The sequence below is a fragment of the Nitrosomonas sp. genome, assembly GCA_031316255.1.
Taxonomy (GTDB): domain Bacteria; phylum Pseudomonadota; class Gammaproteobacteria; order Burkholderiales; family Nitrosomonadaceae; genus Nitrosomonas.
On record JALDQW010000001.1, the window covers coordinates 3,336,994 to 3,359,472 of the forward strand.

The 22,479-nt window shown below is 46.2% G+C and carries 20 protein-coding genes; 11 read left to right on the top strand and 9 right to left on the bottom strand.

The genetic code is table 11. From position 1 onward, the window contains the following. Positions 1 to 3: 3 nt before the first annotated feature. Positions 4 to 1,311, top strand: a complete 1,308-nt coding sequence (locus MRK00_14750) for a pyridoxal-dependent decarboxylase (GenBank protein MDR4518626.1) — start codon at positions 4 to 6, stop codon at positions 1,309 to 1,311. A gap of 44 nt (positions 1,312 to 1,355) precedes the next feature. On the opposite strand, the gene MRK00_14755 is transcribed toward MRK00_14750, so the two are convergent. Continuing rightward, the gene (locus MRK00_14755) at positions 1,356 to 1,979 is read right to left on the bottom strand and encodes a hypothetical protein (GenBank protein MDR4518627.1); all 624 of its coding nucleotides are present in this window, start codon (positions 1,977 to 1,979) and stop codon (positions 1,356 to 1,358) included. A 380-nt stretch (positions 1,980 to 2,359) separates the two neighbouring features. Here MRK00_14755 and MRK00_14760 point away from each other — a divergent pair, with 380 nt between their 5' ends. The 6 genes from MRK00_14760 to MRK00_14785 all read left to right on the top strand — a co-directional run bounded on the left by MRK00_14760 (position 2,360) and on the right by MRK00_14785 (position 8,438). Continuing rightward, positions 2,360 to 3,004: a hypothetical protein gene (locus MRK00_14760; GenBank protein MDR4518628.1), complete on the top strand. Its 645-nt coding sequence runs from the start codon at positions 2,360 to 2,362 to the stop codon at positions 3,002 to 3,004. A 23-nt stretch (positions 3,005 to 3,027) separates the two neighbouring features. Continuing rightward, positions 3,028 to 3,735 (top strand): hypothetical protein, encoded by a 708-nt coding sequence (locus MRK00_14765; GenBank protein ID MDR4518629.1) that lies wholly within the window; start codon positions 3,028 to 3,030, stop codon positions 3,733 to 3,735. Between the two features lie 69 nt (positions 3,736 to 3,804). After that, a complete protein-coding gene (locus MRK00_14770; protein ID MDR4518630.1) occupies positions 3,805 to 5,325 on the top strand; it encodes a Dyp-type peroxidase in 1,521 nt (506 codons plus the stop codon). 84 nt (positions 5,326 to 5,409) lie between these two features. Then, positions 5,410 to 6,606 (top strand): cytochrome P450, encoded by a 1,197-nt coding sequence (locus MRK00_14775; GenBank protein ID MDR4518631.1) that lies wholly within the window; start codon positions 5,410 to 5,412, stop codon positions 6,604 to 6,606. A gap of 62 nt (positions 6,607 to 6,668) precedes the next feature. Beyond that, positions 6,669 to 7,463, top strand: coding sequence for a glutathione S-transferase C-terminal domain-containing protein (locus MRK00_14780; GenBank protein ID MDR4518632.1), 795 nt, complete (start codon positions 6,669 to 6,671; stop codon positions 7,461 to 7,463). A gap of 198 nt (positions 7,464 to 7,661) precedes the next feature. Further along, positions 7,662 to 8,438: a lipo-like protein gene (locus tag MRK00_14785; GenBank protein MDR4518633.1), complete on the top strand. Its 777-nt coding sequence runs from the start codon at positions 7,662 to 7,664 to the stop codon at positions 8,436 to 8,438. Between the two features lie 150 nt (positions 8,439 to 8,588). On the opposite strand, the gene MRK00_14790 is transcribed toward MRK00_14785, so the two are convergent. Further along, positions 8,589 to 8,825 carry a hypothetical protein gene (locus MRK00_14790; GenBank protein ID MDR4518634.1) on the bottom strand — a complete coding sequence of 79 codons (237 nt, stop codon included), beginning with the start codon at positions 8,823 to 8,825 and terminating at the stop codon, positions 8,589 to 8,591. A gap of 200 nt (positions 8,826 to 9,025) precedes the next feature. Between MRK00_14790 and MRK00_14795 the strand changes: the two genes are divergently transcribed. Next, complete coding sequence (locus MRK00_14795) at positions 9,026 to 9,523, top strand: hypothetical protein (protein MDR4518635.1); 498 nt, start codon at positions 9,026 to 9,028, stop codon at positions 9,521 to 9,523. Positions 9,524 to 9,618: 95 nt separating this feature from the next. On the opposite strand, the gene MRK00_14800 is transcribed toward MRK00_14795, so the two are convergent. From MRK00_14800 to MRK00_14830, 7 genes are all read right to left on the bottom strand, one after another. Further along, positions 9,619 to 10,590, bottom strand: a complete 972-nt coding sequence (locus MRK00_14800; GenBank protein ID MDR4518636.1) for a DUF3179 domain-containing protein — start codon at positions 10,588 to 10,590, stop codon at positions 9,619 to 9,621. Positions 10,591 to 10,778: 188 nt separating this feature from the next. Continuing rightward, positions 10,779 to 12,572 (bottom strand): adenylyl-sulfate kinase, encoded by a 1,794-nt coding sequence (gene cysC, locus MRK00_14805; protein MDR4518637.1) that lies wholly within the window; start codon positions 12,570 to 12,572, stop codon positions 10,779 to 10,781. Positions 12,573 to 12,771: 199 nt separating this feature from the next. Continuing rightward, positions 12,772 to 13,602 (bottom strand): phosphate ABC transporter ATP-binding protein, encoded by an 831-nt coding sequence (locus MRK00_14810; GenBank protein MDR4518638.1) that lies wholly within the window; start codon positions 13,600 to 13,602, stop codon positions 12,772 to 12,774. Further along, a complete protein-coding gene (pstA, locus tag MRK00_14815) occupies positions 13,599 to 14,465 on the bottom strand; it encodes a phosphate ABC transporter permease PstA (protein ID MDR4518639.1) in 867 nt (288 codons plus the stop codon). Before pstA ends, MRK00_14810 begins: the two co-directional genes overlap by 4 nt. Then, a complete protein-coding gene (gene pstC / locus MRK00_14820) occupies positions 14,458 to 15,300 on the bottom strand; it encodes a phosphate ABC transporter permease subunit PstC (GenBank protein ID MDR4518640.1) in 843 nt (280 codons plus the stop codon). Before pstC ends, pstA begins: the two co-directional genes overlap by 8 nt. After that, a complete protein-coding gene (locus MRK00_14825; protein ID MDR4518641.1) occupies positions 15,290 to 16,135 on the bottom strand; it encodes a phosphate ABC transporter substrate-binding protein in 846 nt (281 codons plus the stop codon). Before MRK00_14825 ends, pstC begins: the two co-directional genes overlap by 11 nt. 2 nt (positions 16,136 to 16,137) lie before the next feature. Continuing rightward, positions 16,138 to 16,956: a DUF547 domain-containing protein gene (locus tag MRK00_14830; GenBank protein MDR4518642.1), complete on the bottom strand. Its 819-nt coding sequence runs from the start codon at positions 16,954 to 16,956 to the stop codon at positions 16,138 to 16,140. 846 nt (positions 16,957 to 17,802) lie between these two features. Here MRK00_14830 and MRK00_14835 point away from each other — a divergent pair. From MRK00_14835 to MRK00_14845, 3 genes are all read left to right on the top strand, one after another. Further along, on the top strand, positions 17,803 to 19,818 hold the full coding sequence (locus tag MRK00_14835) for a TonB-dependent receptor (GenBank protein ID MDR4518643.1): 2,016 nt from the start codon (positions 17,803 to 17,805) through the stop codon (positions 19,816 to 19,818). A gap of 97 nt (positions 19,819 to 19,915) precedes the next feature. Further along, a complete protein-coding gene (locus MRK00_14840) occupies positions 19,916 to 20,350 on the top strand; it encodes a YfiR family protein (GenBank protein ID MDR4518644.1) in 435 nt (144 codons plus the stop codon). 72 nt (positions 20,351 to 20,422) lie between these two features. Beyond that, complete coding sequence (locus tag MRK00_14845) at positions 20,423 to 22,411, top strand: EAL domain-containing protein (GenBank protein ID MDR4518645.1); 1,989 nt, start codon at positions 20,423 to 20,425, stop codon at positions 22,409 to 22,411. The last annotated feature ends 68 nt before the right edge of the window (positions 22,412 to 22,479 follow it).

Genomic DNA, 22,479 nt, shown 5'->3' on the forward strand with positions numbered 1-22,479 from the left:
TTCATGCCGCTAACACGCAGAACGTTTCTTGGAATGACAGGTGCAGCCACACTGGTTGCCACCTGCTCTCCCAATCTATTCTCCGGCCAGCCGCTGCTCAGCGCATTGCCCGATCACCTTGCGATCTCCGATCTTAAAGGATTACAAACCCTTATTCAGAAGAGAGCCTTGATGCTGGGTTACCCCGTTAATATGAACTTTCCTCCCGCCGCATTTTTTGACTGGCGGAAAAAATTGAATTCCGCAGGGCTTAATCAATTTAATTTTAATAATGTCGGCGACCCTTTTAAACACAGTCACTTCTCATTTAACACACATGATCTGGAAAAAGAATTAATTGAGCGGTTTAGTGCGATTTACGGCTTTAAGCGGAATCAAGTCTGGGGATTTTTATCCAACAGCGGAACCGACAGCAACATGCATGGCATCTATATCGGCCGCACCCTGCTGAACAACCGAACTGGAGTCATGCCCAAAATCTATTTCACCCGGGAAGCACATTATTCGATTCAGATTCTCTCCAACTTAATGAATCTGGAATGGGTTGATGTCGATACCGAGGCTGACGGCAGCATGGATATCAACGATCTCGAGCGCAAGCTGAAAGCCAATCCTGATCATCCTGCGCTGGTTGTTGCGACGATAGGCACGACTTTTAAAGGTGCAATTGACCCAATTGACGGCATACAAAGCAAGCTTGCAGGGCGTGATTCCTATCTTCATCTTGATGCCGCCCTGTTTGGCGGCTATCTGCCGCATACGCCTTTTGCGGAAGATTTGTTACATACCCGATCATCCGGTCAGTCCGTGCGATATCATTCTATCGCCGTGTCTTGCCACAAATTTTTTGGCTTGCCCGCTCCGGCAGGATTGTTTATTACAACCCGATCCATTTTTGAGACGTTTGAAACGCAATTTGAGAAAATTCATGATCCCCAATATCTTTTACAGCTACCCGGCACCATTACCTGCTCACGCGATTCGGTAAAACCCGCCGAATTTCATTTTTTCAGTTCGGAAAAAGATTTTTCCCGTCAGGCCGCGGATACCCGGAAAATGCTGGACAATACAGATTATCTGCTCAACGAAATGAAAACACACTACAGCAATCTTGAGCCCGTACGCGCCAACAATCGCTCATCGATTGTTTATTTCAGAAAGCCATCAGACAAGATCGTCCACCGCTATACTCTTGCAACAATGGCAATTGAATGCGATGGACAATCTGTTTCCCATGCGCATATTGTTGTCATGCCGCATGTTGAAAAAAAAATCCTGGATCGCTTTCTGGAAGATCTTGTTGAACTATAGCTTACACTTTCTCAAAGTTAATCTTGAGAAAGTGGAAATACACATTATTCAACCAATCTGCTCAGTGACCTGGACTTGGGTGGATGGCGCAAATCAGTTCTGTTAAATTTAAATAACAACAAAACTGTATAATCATTATAGAAAGTTTCGGCCATATAAGGTGGTGATGTATGCACAAGTCGGCCGGACGGTTGTTCGAATATATTCAAATAGAAATTTGTGTAACCCACTTGATTTTGGGATTTATAAAAAGACAACTCCGGTATCGAGATCGGTATAAAAGAACCGCTGACGGGTGGAATGCCAAAAAATGTCTCATCAAACTCCGTACCAAGCGAATTAACCACAATGTGGACGCGATACTGCGCATTTTCTGGACTTTCTATATAAAACCCCTGACTACCTAGCCAACCACCAATAACATCGCCTACAAACGGATTATCAAGACTGAGTCCCGCGGTAGTTACTGCAACTTTAGAACCCGGCGGCATCGGAAGATCACCCCGCGTTTGTTGGGTCAGGCTTTTTGAAACAGCTTCACTATGCAGTAATTGCTCTATTGCGGTTCTCGACGAATGCGTTTTATTCTGAGTTGTTGAACACGCTGATATCAATATCAAACAAAATATGCCCAACGTTATTAATCCAATTCTTGTTTTTAACATCATGCTTTATAACTCCTATCTATTAGATATTATAAGTTCGTGGAATAGCCCTGTACTATTTTGTCACAAAAAAGAACTTTGCAGTTGTTCTCTACAGAGCCTTAACAGTTGTTGCACAAGAAATCAATACGTATTACCATTTCCAACAATCATAGACATGGATGCTGAAACTAATACAGCAAACGGCAATCTTCACACTCTGCATCAAAGAAAAAAATAAAAAGCGCGAATACTTGAACATCTGAACGGCAAAAGCTGCTGTAGCGCGCTTCTTTGACATTGAAATAAAAACTCTGAAACACCGTCTTCGAGACGAGCGTAGTAAACAATAAGCGCATAACAGAATTTGCAATTCTTAAACTAAACCGACGAAGGAGCTTTTTATGTCAAATATCGCAGGTAAGGCTTATGCCATGAATGTGATTACACCAATACGCTGGTACATGGTCTGGATTAATCGCCTGATTTTCAAAATAGCACTGAGCAACCCTTCCACGCTTAAAGGTCTGATTACGTTATCGCTCATCCATTATGCACGCTGGGTGATTATCCCACGAGACAGCTTTCCGCGACTCGATCCGAGTCAGCCCAAAGAAGAACTGAATTATTCGTATATGCTTTTTTTCAGTAATTTCAATGGCAGCTGGGATCAATATGTTGATTCATTTACATTTGCAATTCCGTCCGGGCTTGATTTGTTTTGGAAGTGGAATGTACGCTATCCCAAGTCCGTTCCGCTGACACCTTTTCATGACTATATCCGGCACAATCAGATCGATACGGCCCATTACTATAACGCCTATCCAATGGCCGCTTCCAACGATGTCAAGTCCGCAAAAATAGTTAAAAAAGCGTTAATCGATTTCAATGCAACATCTGCCGACAAAGCGCCAGAGGATTTTCTCAACGATTACAACAAGCTGCTCAACAATCTGCAACATCATTTCGGCGACATGCGACCCACACCCATCGTCAGCCTGTCCGCAGATGCAGTGAGAAAACGCCACCTGCAATCGCAGATTGATTAATCTGACATACAAGGAAAATTCACATGGCTACGAAAAGTGGAAATGCGACAGCATTGACCGTACTGTCCCCAATCAAGAACGGCGCAGTGGACGAAACCTCATATGCCGATATCACCCGCGAACGATGCCTGCGTTTGCCCATTCATGAAAACAGTCCTTTGTCCAAAGTACCAAATACTTACCTGGCACGCTTGTTCATCCTCGACGATGTATTTTACGAATCGCTGCCTGCAAATGATGCCGTATTCAATTTTTCGGATATTACATCGCTGTTTTCAGATTCGGCACGAAAAAAAGCACTGCCCCGTAAAGACCATTTAAAGTCCAAATATCTTGTTCTTTCCAGCAATTTTTATGGCAACCTTGAGGATTATCTCGTCGGCATGTGGGAAAAATGGTCTTATGTCGACCATGAAGGCAATCAGCGCGATATCCGCCATATCTGGGAACATTGTGTCGCCTTCGATCGCGTGACCGATAGCGCCAGTTTTATTAGCTACATCAAGCGCTGCCAACTGGATGCCAGTCTGTTTTTTAATGGCTCGACCGATGATTCCCTGCAAGAACAGCTCAAATCACTTTATTTAAAACAGGAATTCACCCGGTTTGCCGTTGAGCATCAGGGAAAAAGCGCAGCAGAAATACAACAGGCGTTTAAAGCCTTTATCGAACGCGCACAACCGGAGAATCTGGAATCGCCTACATGGTCGCCCGGAAAATCAACGCCCTGAGCGACCCAGTTAGCTGTTAGCCAAATACATCGAATTGTCTATCAATAACCTTTACCAGAGTGATTAATCATGACACATAAACTCGATTTAACAGACATACAGGGTAATATCATCAAGGCATACGGCAGATACAACTTCCAGAAAGCACGTTACCTTTTCCTGCGTATTGATGACGGCAACAAAGGCCGAAAATTTGTCGGCGCAATCACCACCAAGGTAACATCGGCCGTGCCTTGGGACAAACAAGATACAGAGGGAACATCTGCCGTACCACAGGCCACCACCAACATTGCGTTTACTTTTGATGGTTTGCAGGCTCTCGAAATCCCCACTGCTTCCCAGAGAGGATTTCCGGATGACTTCATCATGGGCATGTCCAAACGCAAGGACATTCTGGGTGACGACGGCCCCAGCGACCCCGCAAACTGGGACAAAGTCTGGAAAGAGAAAGTGCATGTCTGGATCTCGATTAACGGTCAGTCGATTGACGCGGTTAAAAAGCGTTATGAATGGATTCTGGAACAAGTCGAAGCCTCCAAAGGCGGCGTAGTACTATTAACCGGGCACCGTGGTGAAAAAGGCGAAGACAACCTGCCTTATCAGGATGCCAGCGTATTGTATGATGCCACCGGCATGCCCACTTCCAAAGAACATTTCGGCTATACCGATGGCATCGGCGACCCGGTTTTCGAAGGCCAGACCAATGTCCCAGCGCGTGTTTTAGGCCGCGGAAAATTAATGCGTGACGGCACCTGGCACCCCCTCGCAACCGGCGAATTTCTGCTCGGACATGTCGATGAAGCGATGGAATATCCAAAAACCGCGCCAAAGCCCTGGTTACTTGCGCATAACGGCACCTACATGGTTTACCGAAAACTCCATGAAAACGTTGGCACGTTCAACCGATTCCTTGAAGAACAGAGTAAAAGTTTTGACGGCAGCGCGGAAATGCTGGCTGCCAAGTTTGCTGGCCGCTGGCGTAACAACGGCGCACCCATTGTTCACGCACCCGATGATGCCAGCAAGATCGAATGGGATCAACGTTATGCTGCGGCAGATGAAGCGGGCAAGAGAAGAATGCTGACAGATTTTACTTACAATGAAGACATCCACGGCGCCAAATGCCCATACAGCGCACACCTGCGCCGTATCAATCCACGCGGCTCACTGGAGTTCGGCGTCAAGGACGCTTACGATACACCCGGTGCATTGGTGAACCGCCGCCGGATATTGCGACGCGGGTTGCCTTATGGCGAAGTTAAAGATTCCACGCGCGATGACGGCAACCATGGGATTATCTTTATGGCGCTAAATGCAGATATCCAGCGACAGTTTGAGTTCGTCCAGCAACAATGGATTAACTACGCCAATGACTTCAAGGAAGGCAATGACAAGGAAGTTTTGTTGGGTAATCACGATGCCAAGAATCCAAGCAAGGTTGTTTTTTCCGCCGAACCGGGGTCCGGAAAACCGCCGCACTTCGTCAGCAATATTCCGCGCCTGGTAGAAACACGCGGCGGGGACTACTTTTTCATCCCCAGCATTACCGCACTCAAAGCAATTGCGGCTGGCATTGTTGATCCAACCTGATCCATTTAAGATCAATGTCATTAAGAATCAACGGCCGCAATATACAGCAACACCTGTCCAACCCACATTACTGGGATTTTTATTATGGCTAAAGAAAAAACATTCAACGATAAATTAACCGCATGGGCGCTTAAACATCTTGACGGGATTTTTGCGATTCTGCGATGCATCAAACCCACTGTTGTAATCAAGGGCAACGCTGTGGTTACCCGCTTTGAAGATGTCACGGAAGTATTGAACCGTGACTGGATCTTCCAGGTTCCGTACGCTGAAAAAATGCACAAGGTCACCAACGGCAGCAACTTTTTTCTCGGCATGGAGAATACCACCCAGTACACGCGAGACGTGTCCAACATGCGTATTGCTGCACGCCGGGAAGACATTGACGAAATCATCAAGCCCTTTGTCGACAAAACAAGTGCAGAAATTCTTAAAAACACAACCGGCAGAATGGACGTGATTCAGCAATTGACGCGTGTTGTGCCGACCCGCCTGATGGGCGAATACTTCGGCACGCCCGGCTGGAACGAAACTGAATTTTCAGATGCCGCAACAATTATGTTCCAGTATCTGTTTTACCCGGACGATCCCGAAGTTGAAGAAAAAGCGCTCAAGGCCGCAGAACAAACGCGCAACTATCTGGATCAAACGATTGCAGAAAGAAAAACAAACCCGACGGAGAAAGACGATGTTCTCGGCCGCTGCCTGAAACTGCAGCAAGCCGGGATGCCCGGCATGTCGGATACCGATATCCGGAACAATTTGATTGGCCTGATTATCGGCGCGATACCGACCACATCGAAATGTGCCGCAGTAACACTCAATCACCTGTTTGACAATCCCGAATTACTTGTGCAGGCTCAACAGGCCGCACGCGCCGATGACGATGAAAAAATGATTCAGTTCGTTCAGGAAAGTCTGCGTATGAATCCATTTGCAGCCGGCATTCAACGCATTTGCGCAGAGGATTACGTCGTTGCAAGAGGGACATTAAGATCAACAAAAATACCGAAAGGCGCCAGGGTGCTGGCCGCCACCCAGTCGGCCATGATGGATCGGCGAAAAATTGAAAAACCCAAGGAATTCAGACTTGACCGTCCGGCCCATAATTATATGCACTTTGGCTTCGGACTACATACCTGCTTTGGCCAGTATATCAATTTGACCCAGATTCCGGGTATCGTAAAAGCAGTGCTGAAACAAGACACGCTGCGACGCGTATCCAGTATGGTTGTTGAAGAGCCTTTCCCGGTCAACCTCGAAATTGAATTCGACAATTAATTAAAAGACGTGTCTATAGAAATCCAAAATTCCAAACAAGGCAAAGTTTTAACAAATACATCATGTCAAATAATCAGAAACCGGTTAAAGTTCTTTCATTTTCTCCCAGCGCAGACGCTGAACTGAATCGATGGATTCTTTTTTATTATGGAATTGATTTCAAGGAAAGCCGTCATTCAGCACCCTTTTATTTTTTGTTCAACAAATTGATGGGCGGCAAAAGCCTTGTACTATGCAGGGACGGCGAAACAAAACTAACCAGCGCACGTGCCGTTATTGATCACTTTGATGCACATACAGCACCGGAATTCAAATTGATACCGGAAAACTATGCGAGCGAACTGGAAATCAGCTGGAAACGTTATAATTCCGATCTGGGCGGCGCTGTCGTCAAATGGGCCTACACCAATCTGCTGCCCCACAAGGCCATCATGATTCGGCCGCTGACCCTGGGCAGTCCATGGTTTGAACGTTTCTTCGTCAAGCACTGTTACCGCATTCCAAAAAACCTGATATGGAAGTCACAGAAACTGAGTAAAGCATCCGCCGACGAATCAATGAAGACCATCAGGACAATCTTTCAGGAAGTCGATCAGTTGCTTGCCGATGGCAGAAAATATCTCTTTGGCGAGCGATTGACACTGGCTGATTTTGCGTTTGCGGTCAGCGGTGCGCCACTGGTGTTACCGGCCAATTATGGCGGTGATCAGTTTGAACAAGGCGCCATCCCGACATTTGAAGAATTTCCCATGGAATTGCAACACATCATCAGCACCATGCGTCAAACACCGTCTGGAAAATTTATATTACGCCTCTATGCAGAGGATCGATACCGCTCTGTACGTGACAATCCGTAAACCTGTTTAACGAAATCAGCGCTACCGACACTCCAGGCAGATCTGCTTAACATACAATAAAATGATAGAATCATTGTCTCATTGCTGTTAATTTGCTCAATGCCAATGGCAAGCATAAAACTATTTTGAGAAAATGAATTACAGTTTAGCTGCATACATTTTACGAACGAAAAGAATCGCAAAGGGAAGCCTACAAGAATGGGCTGGGTAACGCAGTTTGCAGGCAATCTGCTGGCAAGCTATTTGACAGCGCCGCTCAAGAAAACAACCCATATCGCAGCAGTCAGTCAGGAAATGCTCAATGCCACACTACAGCCTGGCGATGTTCTACTGGTTGACGGCAACACACGCTTGAGCGTACCCATTAAATACCTGACCCAGTCAACCTGGTCGCATGCCGCAATCTATGTCGGGCAGGACGCACTGTCGTCTCGCGAGTCCTGGCAAATGCCGCTGGTCCTGGTCGAAGCCGATTTGAAAGACGGTGTACGCGCAATTACGCTCGCGCATTACGCGCATTTAAATACGCGCATCTGCCGTCCTGTAGGTTTGGAGGAACAAGACCGCAAACGCGTCGTCGATTTTGTCGTTAACCGTATCGGCCACCATTACGATCTGAAAAATGTTTTCGATCTCGCGCGCTATCTTTTTCCACTTGCACCCGTCCCGACGCGTTTGCGCCGGCGACTGCTAGCACTGGGCAGCGGCGACCCGACTCGCGCAATCTGTTCAACACTTATCGCACAGGCTTTTCAGTCTGTATCCTATCCCATACTGCCGGAAATCAAACGCGAGTGGCTGGATGACCCGGAGTGTGCAGAATGCTATGCCGAAACTTACTACATCCGTCACCATAGCCTCTTTACCCCCCGCGACTTCGACATCTCACCATTTTTTGATATCATCAAACCGACAATTCGCAACGGCTTCAATTACCGCGCCATTGCTTGGAAAGAAACGCACAAAGATTCATAATGTTATGAATTCTGATCCGGGTAATGGCACAATAAAACTCCGGTGAATCAACTGAACGACCTGCGCTCTATGCCGAGAGGTGCATGGCATTAATCCGCGTAGTATTGCATTAACGGTGACAGTCGCTTCTGAGAAGCTGAGATAAGGAAACTATCGAACCAGATTCATGATTATCAACAGACTAGCAAAAAATATTGTGTAATAACCATACTTTCTTGCATCCCTGGCATGGTCATCTTTTGACGGGAACTTCATATCGTCACCGTCTTTGCCATATTTTTTTCTGATATAAGCATAAACCTGATCATGGTTTGCGTTCATATAGCGGTGATAAATCATCGACATAAATGAAAATACCAGAAAAATCCATGCTAATAATTCTATCATTCGCTTTCCTTCAAACCGTTTATTGTTTGCCCGATTAGCTTATCAACAAATTATCTTTTTTACCGCAATTTTCCATCAACATCTGCATAGTGATTTGATTGATTAAGTACAAATCTCAGCGCTTTTTCAGTACTTTGTCAAATATTGAACACAGTAAACTGGACAATTGTTTTACGTTCAATAATTCTGGAGACTTTATTATGAATAAAAATATTTTTATTGTACTGGCAATCAGCATGATGGCGATTTCGTTTGGCGCCAAGGCGGAAGAAAAATGGCTTATTCTTGGAAATACCGGTTGGGTAACAGGCGATGATCGTCTTGCTCTGGAGATGCCTTCTGTCGCACAGACTCATTTAACAATAACGTCCGACACAACTGGCGATCAACAGTGGATTAGTCAAGACATACCTTTTATGTGGCGTGGAGAGATTAAAGGCATTTATTTGTGTTATCAAGCGCCCTATGAAGGGACTTATATTAGCCAAGTCCGTCTAACAGAATACATGCTACCTGGAGAAGCGATTGTTCGCCATGATGACCAAGCTGATTTAATCAGCGCCAATGGAGATTGTTATTATTCTATCGTCAAGGATTATCTTCCCGCCGGATCGGTTAATCTGGGCTTACGATTAAACTTTGCAAATCCAGGCGACATCATTGAAATTGGCGCGCTCGGCATTATAATCGATAAGTAGTCAGTCCTGAAAACGTGTTACGGGAAGTTTCCGGCACGATGAATCGGGATTTTAGTTGTTGGTTAGACGGCCTCCCGAAACACCGGAGGTTCATTTCAATTTGATTTTTCAAACCGGTAAACCGCCGTTTCCGGATGAAACGCATACCAGGCGAACCAGAACAGCGTCACACCCGGTATCGCCTCGCCCTTTTCATCAAATACTTCAACTGAGCGATGCGTTGCGTCATAGCGCACGCGTATGGAATACCCGGCCAGTTCATCGGCGATTTCAACGGGTGCATCGTTGGATGTCTCACTGACTGTTTTTTCCAGTTCAATAAATGGATAAGCTTTGGCACTACCATCGAGCACAAGACCCAACACCGGTTCCTTGGGATGATAGCCTTCCGAGCGGAAACGTACCGGAAACATGATACTGTTATCCTGATCGTAGCCCTGGTATGGATTGGCGTCATAATTACGCTGATATCCAGTCTCCAAACTCAAAACCAGCGTATCTGGATGGCGGAAAAACCAATCTTTCCAGGTGGTATGTATCACAGATACACCCGTCAAACGTGCACCCTTCATTGGCCCCGTTACCGCCTGCGCCTGAATCTGCGACCAGAGCGATTGCGTTTGCCGGTCATACATTAGTACATCGCTGTTGTAAAGCAGGCCGGATACGCCGAATGTCAATAATTGATCGCCGATTTTTGCCCTGGACGCGGTGCCTGAACCACATAACGGACAATACACAATCGTAATCGCTTCATCGCCAAAACGGTCGTTGACGATCTCATGCCAATTGAGAATTCGCAGCGGATAGGCTTTGGCAACACCATTACGTCTCAGCGCAAGCACACGATCATTCGGCTGCAAAAAATTCGCCCTGCCCGCTGGCACAAATTCAGGATTATCCAATGCAGGAATGCCGTCTTTCGGCGGCCCCCCGAAATGAATTTCATCAACTGGAATCAGCGCGCCATCCAGGCTGAATCCGTTTTTTGATTCAGCCTGGATCTGACAACTCAGCGCAGAAATAATGCATGCAACTATGGCGCCGACACTATAATTTTTATTCATACGCAGGCTCACAATTAAAGCCATCTCGCCGTTTTAAACTTTAGGGCATCTCTAAAAATCCATATTTTGTCACAATACTTTGTTGTTCAAAAAAAATATCTCCTTACATATCAATCATATGCTGCGTCAACATTTTTTGTTCTCGCCTCGTCTTGTTTAAAACTCTGAATTTTTAGAGGTGCCCTGTACTATCTAAGCAAATTCATGATCAGTTCAATACCCGCTTCCGGTTTCAGTTTGGATGTCCAGATATGGACTTCGGGTTTTTCAGGCGGTTCATATGGACTGTCAATACCTGTGAAATTTGTTAAAGCACCGCTTCGTGCTTTTGCATAAAGCCCTTTAACATCACGGCGTTCGCATTCCTCCAGTTCAGTATCCACAAAAACCTCAATAAACTCACCATCGTTAAAAAGCTCCCGTGCCATGCTGCGTTCACTCCGAAACGGGGAAATAAAACTGACCAGTACGATCAGTCCCGCATCGACCATCAATTTGGCCACTTCGGAAACACGACGGATATTTTCTACACGATCCGCTTCGGTAAAGCCCAGATCCCGGTTTAAGCCATGACGGACATTATCCCCGTCCAGCAGATAAGTATGCTTATCTTCCTGATGCAAGCGTTTTTCCAATAAATTGGCAATTGTCGACTTACCCGACCCTGAAAGACCGGTAAACCAGATACACTTGGGCTGCTGTTTTTTTTGTTTTGCTCGCGTGATTTTGTTCAGTTCCAAAGCCTGCCAGTGAATATTGCTGGCCCTGCGCAAGGCGAAATCGATCATACCTGCACCAACCGCGCCCGAAGTCAATCGATCGATCAAAAAAAACTGATTCAAGCTGCGGTTTTCCCCATGGCGCTCAAACACCAATGGCGAACCCGTAGAGAGTATGACGCGGCCAAACTTGCCGATCCCTAATGTCTTTGAAGCCAGGTGCGCACCTGACTGAATATCCGTTTGATATTTGATCTTTGTAATCGTAGCTGTCACTTCCCTGTTGGCCTGCTTCAACACATACTGCCGTCCTGGAATCATTTCGGCATGACTGATCCACAACAGATCAGCCTCGAACTGATCGGCGACTTCAGGCGGAGTGCCCGTAGCCAGGACATCACCTGGATTCATATCTACGGCATCATTCAATTCCAGTGTTATAAGATCGCCAACATGCGCTTCCTCCATTTCAGCATCATTGTTCAATACCGCTTTAACCGTTGTTTGCATGCCTGAAGGCAAAACACGCACATTATCACCGGGACGAATCATACCTGAAGCAACCTGACCGCAATACACACGATTTTGCGCACCAGATTGTTTTTTCCAGAACACGGGCATGCGAAAATCACCTTGCACCTGATCTTTATTGACATCAACAGCATCCACAGACTCATTCAAACCAGGGCCTGTATACCATGACAAAGTATCATCCGTACAAAATACATGATCAACACACATTAACGGTATCGATATCACCTGAACACCGCCAAAACCACTGTCCGTTATTAATCGCCGATAATCGGAGGAAATGGCGTTAAATCGTGTTTTATCGATACCATCACGACCGGTTGTGCAAATGATCAGCACTATATGACGCACACCCAGTGTTGCAAGCACATGACTATGTTGACGTGTCTGCTCAAGCAAGTCCTTGTTCGCATCAACCAATACAATGACCACATCCGCAACCGATGCCGCAAAAGCTAATGACTGAAAATTGTCTTTGCCGTTCATCGCGAATTCAGCAATGATGTAACGCCGTTTTCGGGAAGAGAAAAAATAATACATGGGTTCAATGTGGAATGCCGCCTTGTTTTTCGACAAAACAGAATGACCCGGATACATGTAATCAAGCAATCCTGGGGTAGCAGCCCTGTTCTCATCCAGATTGCTGCAGACAATCAATCTCACAATATTTCCATCATGATTACCTGAATTGCCCGAACGTTTTTCTATGTCTCTATTATTGAAATTGACCATTAAATTCCCACTATGTGTATCGTAATAATCATTAAAAACCAGACTGCATTGTTTCCTCACATTACTGAGTGATTTGCGTTTTAGGTCACTACATTATCCTGACTCAATCAGGCATGTCAGACAAAATAACCCAAACTGTGTTCATCGGCATCAACCATGTGTAAAAATCAACTGCCAGGATATTGATCATTGCACCGGATTATCCCCTGCTCCCGTTGACATATGCCGCCGTCAGTTCATGAGTTGGGGATTCAAAAATATGCTGACAGCGACCAAATTCAACCAGTTGACCGGCGCGTTCCTTGACCCAGAAGAATGCCGCATAGTTGGCGATACGTCTGGCCTGCGCAAGATTATGGGTTACGATGACAATCGTATATCGCCCTTGCAAACGGCTGATCAAGTCCTCAACAACACCCGAAGCGATGGGATCGAGTGCGCTGCATGGTTCGTCCATGAGCAGAATTTCAGGCTTCAACGCCAATGCGCGTGCAATACAAAGCCGCTGCTGTTGCCCACCGGACAGACTGAGCGCCGATACATCCAGACGATCATGCACTTCATCCCATAAACCGACATCGCGCAATACTTGTTCAGTGACAGCAGACACCTCGGCTTTTTGAGTGATACCGTGTTCGTTAAGCGGTAATGCGATATTGCGACGAATGGATAAAGGAAAAGGTGTTGGTTTCTGAAATACCATACCGATTTGACGGCGTAAGACTTGTACCTGACTGCTGGTATGATGAATATCGCGATTGTTGACCAGAATCTGACCGCTAACGCCGCAACCCGGAATCAGGTCTGTCAGGCGATTGATTGCCGATAAAAAACTTGTTTTCCCGCAACCGGACGGACCGATTAATGCAGTAATACAACCTTTATAGATGTCCAGCGTGACATTATCCAGCGCCATTTTGCCGTCATACTGCAATGACAGGTTTTTTACCTGAATCACCGCTTGCGGCACGCAACAAGCCGGGCCGGACTCGAGCGGCCCGAGTGTAAAGGTATCTTGATTGGCAGTCATGTCATAATTTTCCTGCGTTGCAAACCATAAGCAAGTCTCATGGCCAGTATATTGATACATAATAACAGACTCACAAGAATCAGTGCCGATGCAAACGCAGGCATATCGCCACCGGGCACATTCATCGATAAATCGAAAATATGCAAGGCCAATGCACGCCCGGAGTCAAGCAGCGAACCCGGCATGCGATCGACATAGCCGCTGGTAAAGAGCAACGCTGCTGTTTCAGCCAGTGCTCGCCCGACGCCAATCAGCAGGCCCGCAGCCAGAGTCGGTGCAGCAGCGGGAAATATCAAGTGAATCAATGCAGCGGTACGCGTCATGCCCAATGCAGCCGCCGAAAGCCGGTAATTTTCCGGAACCGCGCGCAAACCCGCTTCGGCGGTACTGGTCAGAATCGGCAACAACATGCAGGCCAGCGTCAAACCGCCAGAAAGAATGGAAAACCCAAGGCCCAGATATATACTGAAGAACGCATTGCCAAACAACCCAAATACAATCGACGGTACACCGGCCAAAACATACAAACTGAAACGAACGAACTTGCCGAACCTGCTGTTTACCGGCACAAATTCCGCCAGCAATACCGCCGTTGCCCATGCCAGCGGCACTGCGGTAACAATAGCCACCAGCAAAATCAGCACCGTAGACACCAGAATCGAGGCTATGCCCCCAGAACGCCCGGCATCGCGCGGTGATTCGGTCAGGAACTCCCAGGAAAGATGTGCAATACCGCCGCGTACAAGATCAGCCAATATCCATATGAACACTGCACTGACCAGCAACACCGCCAGATAAACCAGCGCCTGTACTCCGCAGTCACGCATCTTTTGCCCGATAAGACTGCGAACCATTTCAGGCATGGCGGTGTTTTTCCAGTAATCCTGCAATCGCTGACAGCACCATCACCAGCAGCATCAGCAGCAGCCCAGAGACAAACAGAACGGCGCGGTGATCGCCCATGGCATACGCCATCTCAAGCGCAATATTTGCCGCTAAAGTGCGAATGGGATCAAAAATTGATTCAGGATACTGCACCACATTTCCGGCAACCATCAACACGGCCATGGTTTCACCAAGCGCACGCGCTGCGGCAAGAATAATTCCAGTGGTAATACCCGTACGTGCTGCAGGCAGTGCTATGCCACTAATCATACCCCAGCGGGATAGCCCCAGCGCGGCTGCATTACGGAATAACTCATCCGGTACAGCCGCAAGCGCCGTATATGCAGTGAGCGTAATCATGGGCAGGATCATCAGTGTTAGCACCAGCACGCCCGCGAGCAAGCTTGCCCCGGGTGGATGCCATTCATTGATCAAAGGCACCAGCGTCGTCAACCCCCAGAATCCGAAGACCACCGATGGAATCCCGGCCAGCAGTTCTATGAGCCGCTTATAGAGTAACGATAGATGCTTTGGTGCAAAAAAAACGATAAACAAAGCCGAAGCCATTCCCAAAGGCACTGCCAACATCAATGCACCCATGCTTGCCAGCAGCGTACCAGATAGCATCGGCATTAAATTGTAGGCGTCTTCAAGCGGGTGCCAGGACACATCGGTAACGAAACGCAGTAAAGACAGTTTGGTTAAAACAGGCCAGGATTCAAATAACAGAAAAGAAAGAATCAGCAGCATGACCAGTGCAGCGACTGCTGCACCTGTACGTAAAACCCCGACAAGCAATTTATCAATGTGCATCAACCGGAACAAAATACTGCGCCTTGATCAAATCGTGCACCTGTGATGATTGTGCAAACATGATAAATTGCTGTGCCAGATTCGACGGCGTTGTTGCAGTAACGAGATTAAGTGGGCGCGATAATGGAAAAACCCCGTTATGCACATTGGCTACCGAAGCGTCAACGCCATCGAGCGCCAGCAAGCGGACCGGAACACCGCGCCGCACTTCATATTCCGCAGCGCCGATAGACACATAACCGATCGCATTGCGGTTGCCTGTTACCGTTTTAATGCCCTGCGCATTGTCGCCGATAATGATATGCGGCTTGACCATACTGTTTTTAAGTTGAAAATAATTTAGAAAAAGCTCCAGAGTAGAACGCCCTTCCGCCTTGTTCACGACCGTGATGCGCGCATCCGTTCCGCCGACGTCACTCCAGCGAGTAATGTTTCCGGTAAAAATAGCGGCAATCTGCAACGTACTGAGTGACGCAACAGGATTACTCGCATGGACAATCAAACTGATGCCGTCCAGCGCGATCGTAAAAGCGCGCAGATCATCCTCATCCGGTTTCAGTGCGCGCGATACCATACCGATATCGGCAATGCCCTTGCGCACATCATTGATGCCGCGTGATGAACCGCCGGTCTGCACGTCTATGCGCACACCGGGAAACTGTGATTCAAAACGCCGCGCAATTTCACTGATCAGTGGCGCGACGGTACTTGAGCCCGTTAATATCAGCCGTTGCGAACCAGCATTGAGGGTTCCGGCAGACAGTAAAACCAGTCCGATTATACCGGCTGAGAATAAAATCAGGTTGACCAGTGTATGGTCGATTGTTTTAAGCATGCCTATTTCTTGTCATTTAATTTCCAGTCGTAATCAAGATAACGCACCCTGAAATTACCGGCGGCAACTGTCCGTTTCTCCTGCTCATTATCGGTCAGGCTATCTGCATAATGCGTCAAAAACTGTTTCAATGAACGCCATCCGCCCCAGCCACTTTCAAAATCCTTGCTGTACCAGTCGAATATTTTCGAGACTTCAAGACGTCCGGTCGATGGGTTAAAACGGTTACGCGACCGGTCTTCAAGAAACGCCTTGGTGACGGCTTCGAGTTGCTGCTCCAGTTTTTCCCCGGTAAACGCTTCATTTAACAGCGCCGGACAACCGATGGACGCGCAATTCACTGCAAAATGAATGCGTGGCTCGTTATAATCGCCGGGGTTTCGGATCATGCCATGCTCAATATCATCGAGTGAACGGAGTTTCCCAAGCAAGGGTACAAATTCTTTTTTCCAGGGACTGCTGAGGAATGATCCCAGATCCTTAATCGAGTCAAGCTTAGGATAACGCGTCAGAATCAGTTCTATGGTAAAGGCATTATACGCATTGATCAAAAATGCCAGTTGCTCTGCTTTGCTCCAGCGTATAAATTTTTTTTCATTCACGGCCGACAATTGTTTCAAGTATTGTTGCAACGCCTGTCTGTTTTGCAAAAACCCGGCGTAATCGGTTTGACTCGCCCGGCCTTGATTAATCATGACAACATGATCACGCAGTAATTTGTTCCATGCGGCATGCGATTGATCGAATTGATTCGCAAAAGCAGCTTGGGTCAGAATCCATAAAAACAAGCCCGTCAATAATGTTTGAGTCCAACGCAACATTCTTATATGCCCTATTGATTGTCTATTTGATTAACGCTAAAAACTGTTTGTCGATATCGCCAGAAAACCCTTACATGGCAAAAAGGGCTTGCTTAAAATGTTTTCGTATTATTTTACACTTTGAAGCAAATCCTGTTTGTTAACCTGAATATTGCACCAGTTGCTGGAATTTAAACGCAGAATTGTTTTGAATTGAGCGTGCTCGCGACCGCAGACGCAGTTATTCTGCGGCTAAGGGAGCATGTGCGTTCAATTTAAAACAAGCGTACTGGCGCAATATTCAGGTTAAGCCATTGCTTTTCTGCATCGGGCATTACTGACCACCTTTTTTAACCAGAATTACGCAAACACAAAATTCGTGGCAATTCTATAAGCTTTATCGATCGCCGCCGGCTATTTTTTCTCAGACTGTTAACGCGCCAGCGATTTAATGCAAACCCTTATCGTTTCATAAGCCGGAGCATGACGAAAAGCGATTTAAATATCGGAAAAAGCAATATTTTTCCTGCTTTATAGAACGTTTATTCAAGCGTCACTTCACGTATGATCCCGTGAAATCGTAAAGCATCCTAAATTTGTCTTTGTAGAACGATTATAGCTTGACGTGCTCAGCGGATACCGGATTGTAATCCGACACCAGATTCCGGTTTGAATTTGCTTGATGATGGCATAACAATCCTGACGATTTACAGCACGATATTGAGGATGCTCTACATTCATGGCCATTAAAAATGGTTGACGGAAACACTGAATCATTTTTTCCAGTTTCTACTGATCAAATTATTCATGCATTGACCCTCTCGTCCGCCTGCTACAATTTTTGCGTAAATAAGTCATTGCTGGTTAATGAATAAAAACCGGATTTATATTAAACTGAGCAGGAAATACAGCACTGCAACTCATCGGTTATACCGCTATATTGGCTGTATTCTTTGGATTATTTTTTTCCTGATCAGTTCAAATGCTCTGGCGGACGATAAAAAACACGATTTAGCCGGTGCGTCACTGGAAGAACTCCTAAACTTTGAACTGATTACCGCATCAAAAATTGCCCGCCAGGTCAGCGATGCGCCCTCCGCTGTCAGCATTGTCACCGCAGATGATATCAAGGCTTACGGTTACCGCACGTTGGGTGAAATTCTAAACAGCATGCGGGGACTCAATATTACCTATGATCGCGCCTATGATTTTTTAGGCGGGCGTGGTTTCAGCAGTCCCGGGGAATACAGCGGCCGCATCATGTTGCTCATCGACGGCATGCAAGCCAATGACAACGTATATAACCAGGCTTATTTCGATCATAGCGGCCTGATCGATACCGAACTCATTGAACGCGTTGAATATGTGCCCGGACCGGGTTCTGTAGCTTACGGAAATAATGCTTTTTTCGGTATCGTCAATATCATCACCAAGAAAGGCGCCGATTTTAACGGCGCTCAGGCGGCGGTGTCAGCTGGCAGTTTTCTGACCGGCAAAACCAGATTGACATTTGGTAAACAATTTTCCAATGATGTGGATTTACTGCTATCCGCATCGGGTTTGACAAGCCGAGGACAGAATTTTTATTTTCCCGAATTTGATAACGGTGATCCGCTCAATAATAACGGTATAGCGCGTCGCCAGGACGGACAGAATAACCAGCGGTTTTTTGCCAAATTGCAAGGAAGAAACTGGCTTTTCGAAGCCGGTCACTCCCGCCGTCATAAGGATATACCGACCGCACCCTATGGCGCTGATTTCAATACCCACTATTTTTATACGGACACCAACAAATTTGTTGCAGGCCAATATCATATTGATCTCAGCGACCACCTTAAACTGTCATTACTGACAGACTTCAGCGATTATCGCTATCATGGGAATTCCCTGTATAGCGGCGAATACTGGGCGGATGAATCCATTGGCCGGCGATGGGGCACCGAAGCGAAATTCTCTGGCAACTGGTTCGATTTCCATAAAATAATTTTTGGCGTCGCCTTCCGCGATGATTTTCAACGCAAAATCATCACTCCCGCCGCATCTTCAGACCATGGCCGCCAAACGGTAAGCGTATACGCCCAGAATGAATTTACCTTACGCAATAATCTTTGGCTCAATCTAGGTGTAAGAAACGATTATTTCACGGATGATGGCAATGCGGTATCCCCCCGTTTTGCATTAATCTACGAACCCCTGCCGGAACACTTTGTCCGCTTGTCCTATAGTCGCGCGCACCGAACGCCGACCGCATTTGAAAAATTTTATACCGACGGTGAATTTCTCTTACCCAATCCGAATTTAAAGATCGAACATGTCAATGCGGCTGAGTTGGTATTGGAGCGGCGCTGGAGCAATCAATCCAGGATACTTGCATCGTTTTATCATCAAACGACTGTAAAACCCATTCAGAGCACCCCGTATAGTTCCGATTTTGTACAGTACCTGAATACCAATGGTGCACGCGCCAGAGGTCTGGAAATAGAAGCCGAGCACCATTGGCGTAATAACATGCGTATCCGCGCCAGTTATGCCTTTCAGGATTCCGAAGATGGCGCAGGCAACTGGGCGATCAATTCTCCGCGTCATTTAGGTAAATTCAACTTCACTGCACCCGTTTATGGAGACTTATTTCGCACAGGCGTTGAGGTTCAGGTGGTTTCACGCCGCAAAACACATTTGGGCAACACCATTGGCGGCTTTGCGATTGCAAATGCCACGCTGAGTACTAACCGCCTGATACCCAATCTGGATATTTCCTTCACAATTCGTAATTTATTCAATACGAATTATGTTCATGTGGCGCCTGATTACAATACGCCACTTTCGACAATCGCACAGGATAGCCGAAATTATTGGCTGCAATTGACGTATGAATTTAAGTGACGGGAAGTCTATATACTGCTTGCTGTTATTCCTGTCTTTGTTTTTAGGCTGGACAGCCGACTCTGTTGGGCAACAGAAATCTTTTCCCGAATATGCTATGAAAGCGGCATTTATCTATAACTTTACGGTTTTTACACGGTGGCCGGAATATTCAGAAAACACATTGACGATTTGTACGATGCATTCTGACCGTTTGCGCGAAGAACTTCAACAGTTTGCTTCCAAAGTGACGCAAGACGATAAAAAAATTGTGATTCAGAAAATCACCCGTAACCAGGGTGTAGCGCAGTGCCAGGTCATATTTCTTTCCGAAGAAGACATAGCGCAAATTCCAGCTATTTTAACGATGACACAGAATCATCCGGTCTTGACTGTAACGGATATTCCCGGCTGGACGGAAAAAGGAATAATTATCGGGATGAATATTCAGAATCAACGCATTGTTTTTGAAATTAATTTGCAATCCGCTCAGCAGGCCGGATTGCAACTCAGTTCAAAATTGCTGAACCTGGCAAGAAAGGTATATAAATAAATCTGTCAAAACATGTCATTACTACGCAACTCCAGTATTGGAAAAAAACTACTGATAATAAACATTGCATCAATGAGTGTTGCCATGTTTATCCTGGTGTTAAGTATTATTACAGTGATGTTTTTCAGCAGCAGAAATAGTCTTTCAGAGGATGTAAAGAATCAAGCCCACATACTGGGCGAAAGCCTGGCGCCGGCAATATTGTTTAACGATATTAAAACCGCCAAAGCGTTGTTTGCTGCTTTACCGCCCTATATCGAGTATGTAACAGTACTGGACCAGTACGGAATAGAATTCATCTCATATACCCAGAATACCGTTGCTTCTAATACTGATATAACATCAACGCTTGAAAGATATTTTTCAGAAGTGTACATTGACTATCCAATTGTCCTGAACAATCGGGAAGTGGGACTGATACAGATCAGCGCGTCATTGGACAAAATATACGGCCAGCTTGCCAAATTCCTACTGTTTACCCTGTTCTCACTATTGTTGTCGAGCACGCTCGGCATTTTGATGCTCAGGCATTTGCAGACCTATTTAATCAGTCCCATCGTAGGGCTTACAAAATCGATGCGGCTGATATCCAGTACGGATAATTATTCCTTACGGTTTCATCTCGACAACAAGGATGAACTGGGAGAACTGGCATCCGGTTTTAACACCATGCTGAACAAAATCCAGTCTCATCAGGTGAAGCTTGACGCCGAACTCGTTCGCCGCAGGGAGGCTGAAGATCGCCTGCAGCAACTGGCTTTCTACGATAACGTCACACATTTGCCCAATCGTCACTTTTTTAAAGAAAGACTGGAGAATGTCGTGATTTCGACGCTGAGACATAACACCAGTTGCTGCGTCATACTCATTGATCTTGATGATTTTAAAAATGTAAATGATACGCTTGGTCACCATGTTGGCGATGAGTTATTAAAGGCCGTAGCCGAACGGCTCGGCAAGGAACTACGCGGCAGTGATGCTTTGTGCCGTATAGGCGGCGACGAATTCGCGATGATACTTGATCATACCGATGATATCTCGCAGGTCGAATATATCGCCAACAGAATGATCAAATTACTTTCTCAGCCATTTATGTTGCAGGGACAGGAAGTATTTATTGGCGCAAGTATAGGCGCAAGTTTCTGTCCCGCCGATGCCTCCGACATACCGACATTACTCCGGAATGCGGATAATGCGATGTATAGCGCCAAGAATCGCGGTAAAAATCATTTCCTGATGTATAAACCGGACATGGATCATAAGAGCATGAAACGTTTCACACTGGAAAACGCATTACGGCGCGCTCTGGAACTTAAAGAAATATTTTTGCTGTATCAACCGCTTATACAAATTGGCACAAACAAAATAGTAGGATTCGAAGTACTGGTGCGCTGGAACAACCCCGAACTCGGAATTGTACAGCCCGCAGACTTTATCCCGATTGCCGAAGAAACCGGGCTCATCATACCCATCGGCGAACATGTTTTTTATGAAGCCTGCTTACAGGGTAAACACTGGCGGGAAAACTTCGGATTCGAGGGTACAATCAGTGTAAATCTGTCGGGACGGCAATTATTAAAGCACGACATTGTTGAACGCATAGTCGAAATCGCACAAACGGCTGAATGGCCCTATCATTTATTAAATCTCGAATTAACCGAAAGCATTTTGATGGATCATTCCAAGGAGACTTTCGATAAACTGGAAGCGCTCAATAATCTGGGGTTCTCGATATCAATTGACGACTTCGGCACGGGTTATTCATCCATGAGCTATCTTAAACGTTATCCTATCAACACACTGAAAATCGACCGCAGCTTTATTTCCGATCTACCCTACGATACCAATGATGTTGCCATTTCAAAGGCAATTATTGCATTGGGTCAAAGCCTGAGCATGAAAATTGTCGCGGAAGGCGTTGAAACACGGGAGCAACTGGATTTCCTGAAAAAACATGGCTGCAACTTTGCACAAGGGTTCTTCTATAGCAAACCAATGTCCCCCGAACAGGTTGAGGATTTTATTTCAGCCCGGCATGAGCTTTGTATTGAAAAAGGGTGACAATTACTAAAGACAAAAGGTGTTAAAGAATCTTTAGTGCATTTAGCCGAAACGGGGCTCAACAACAG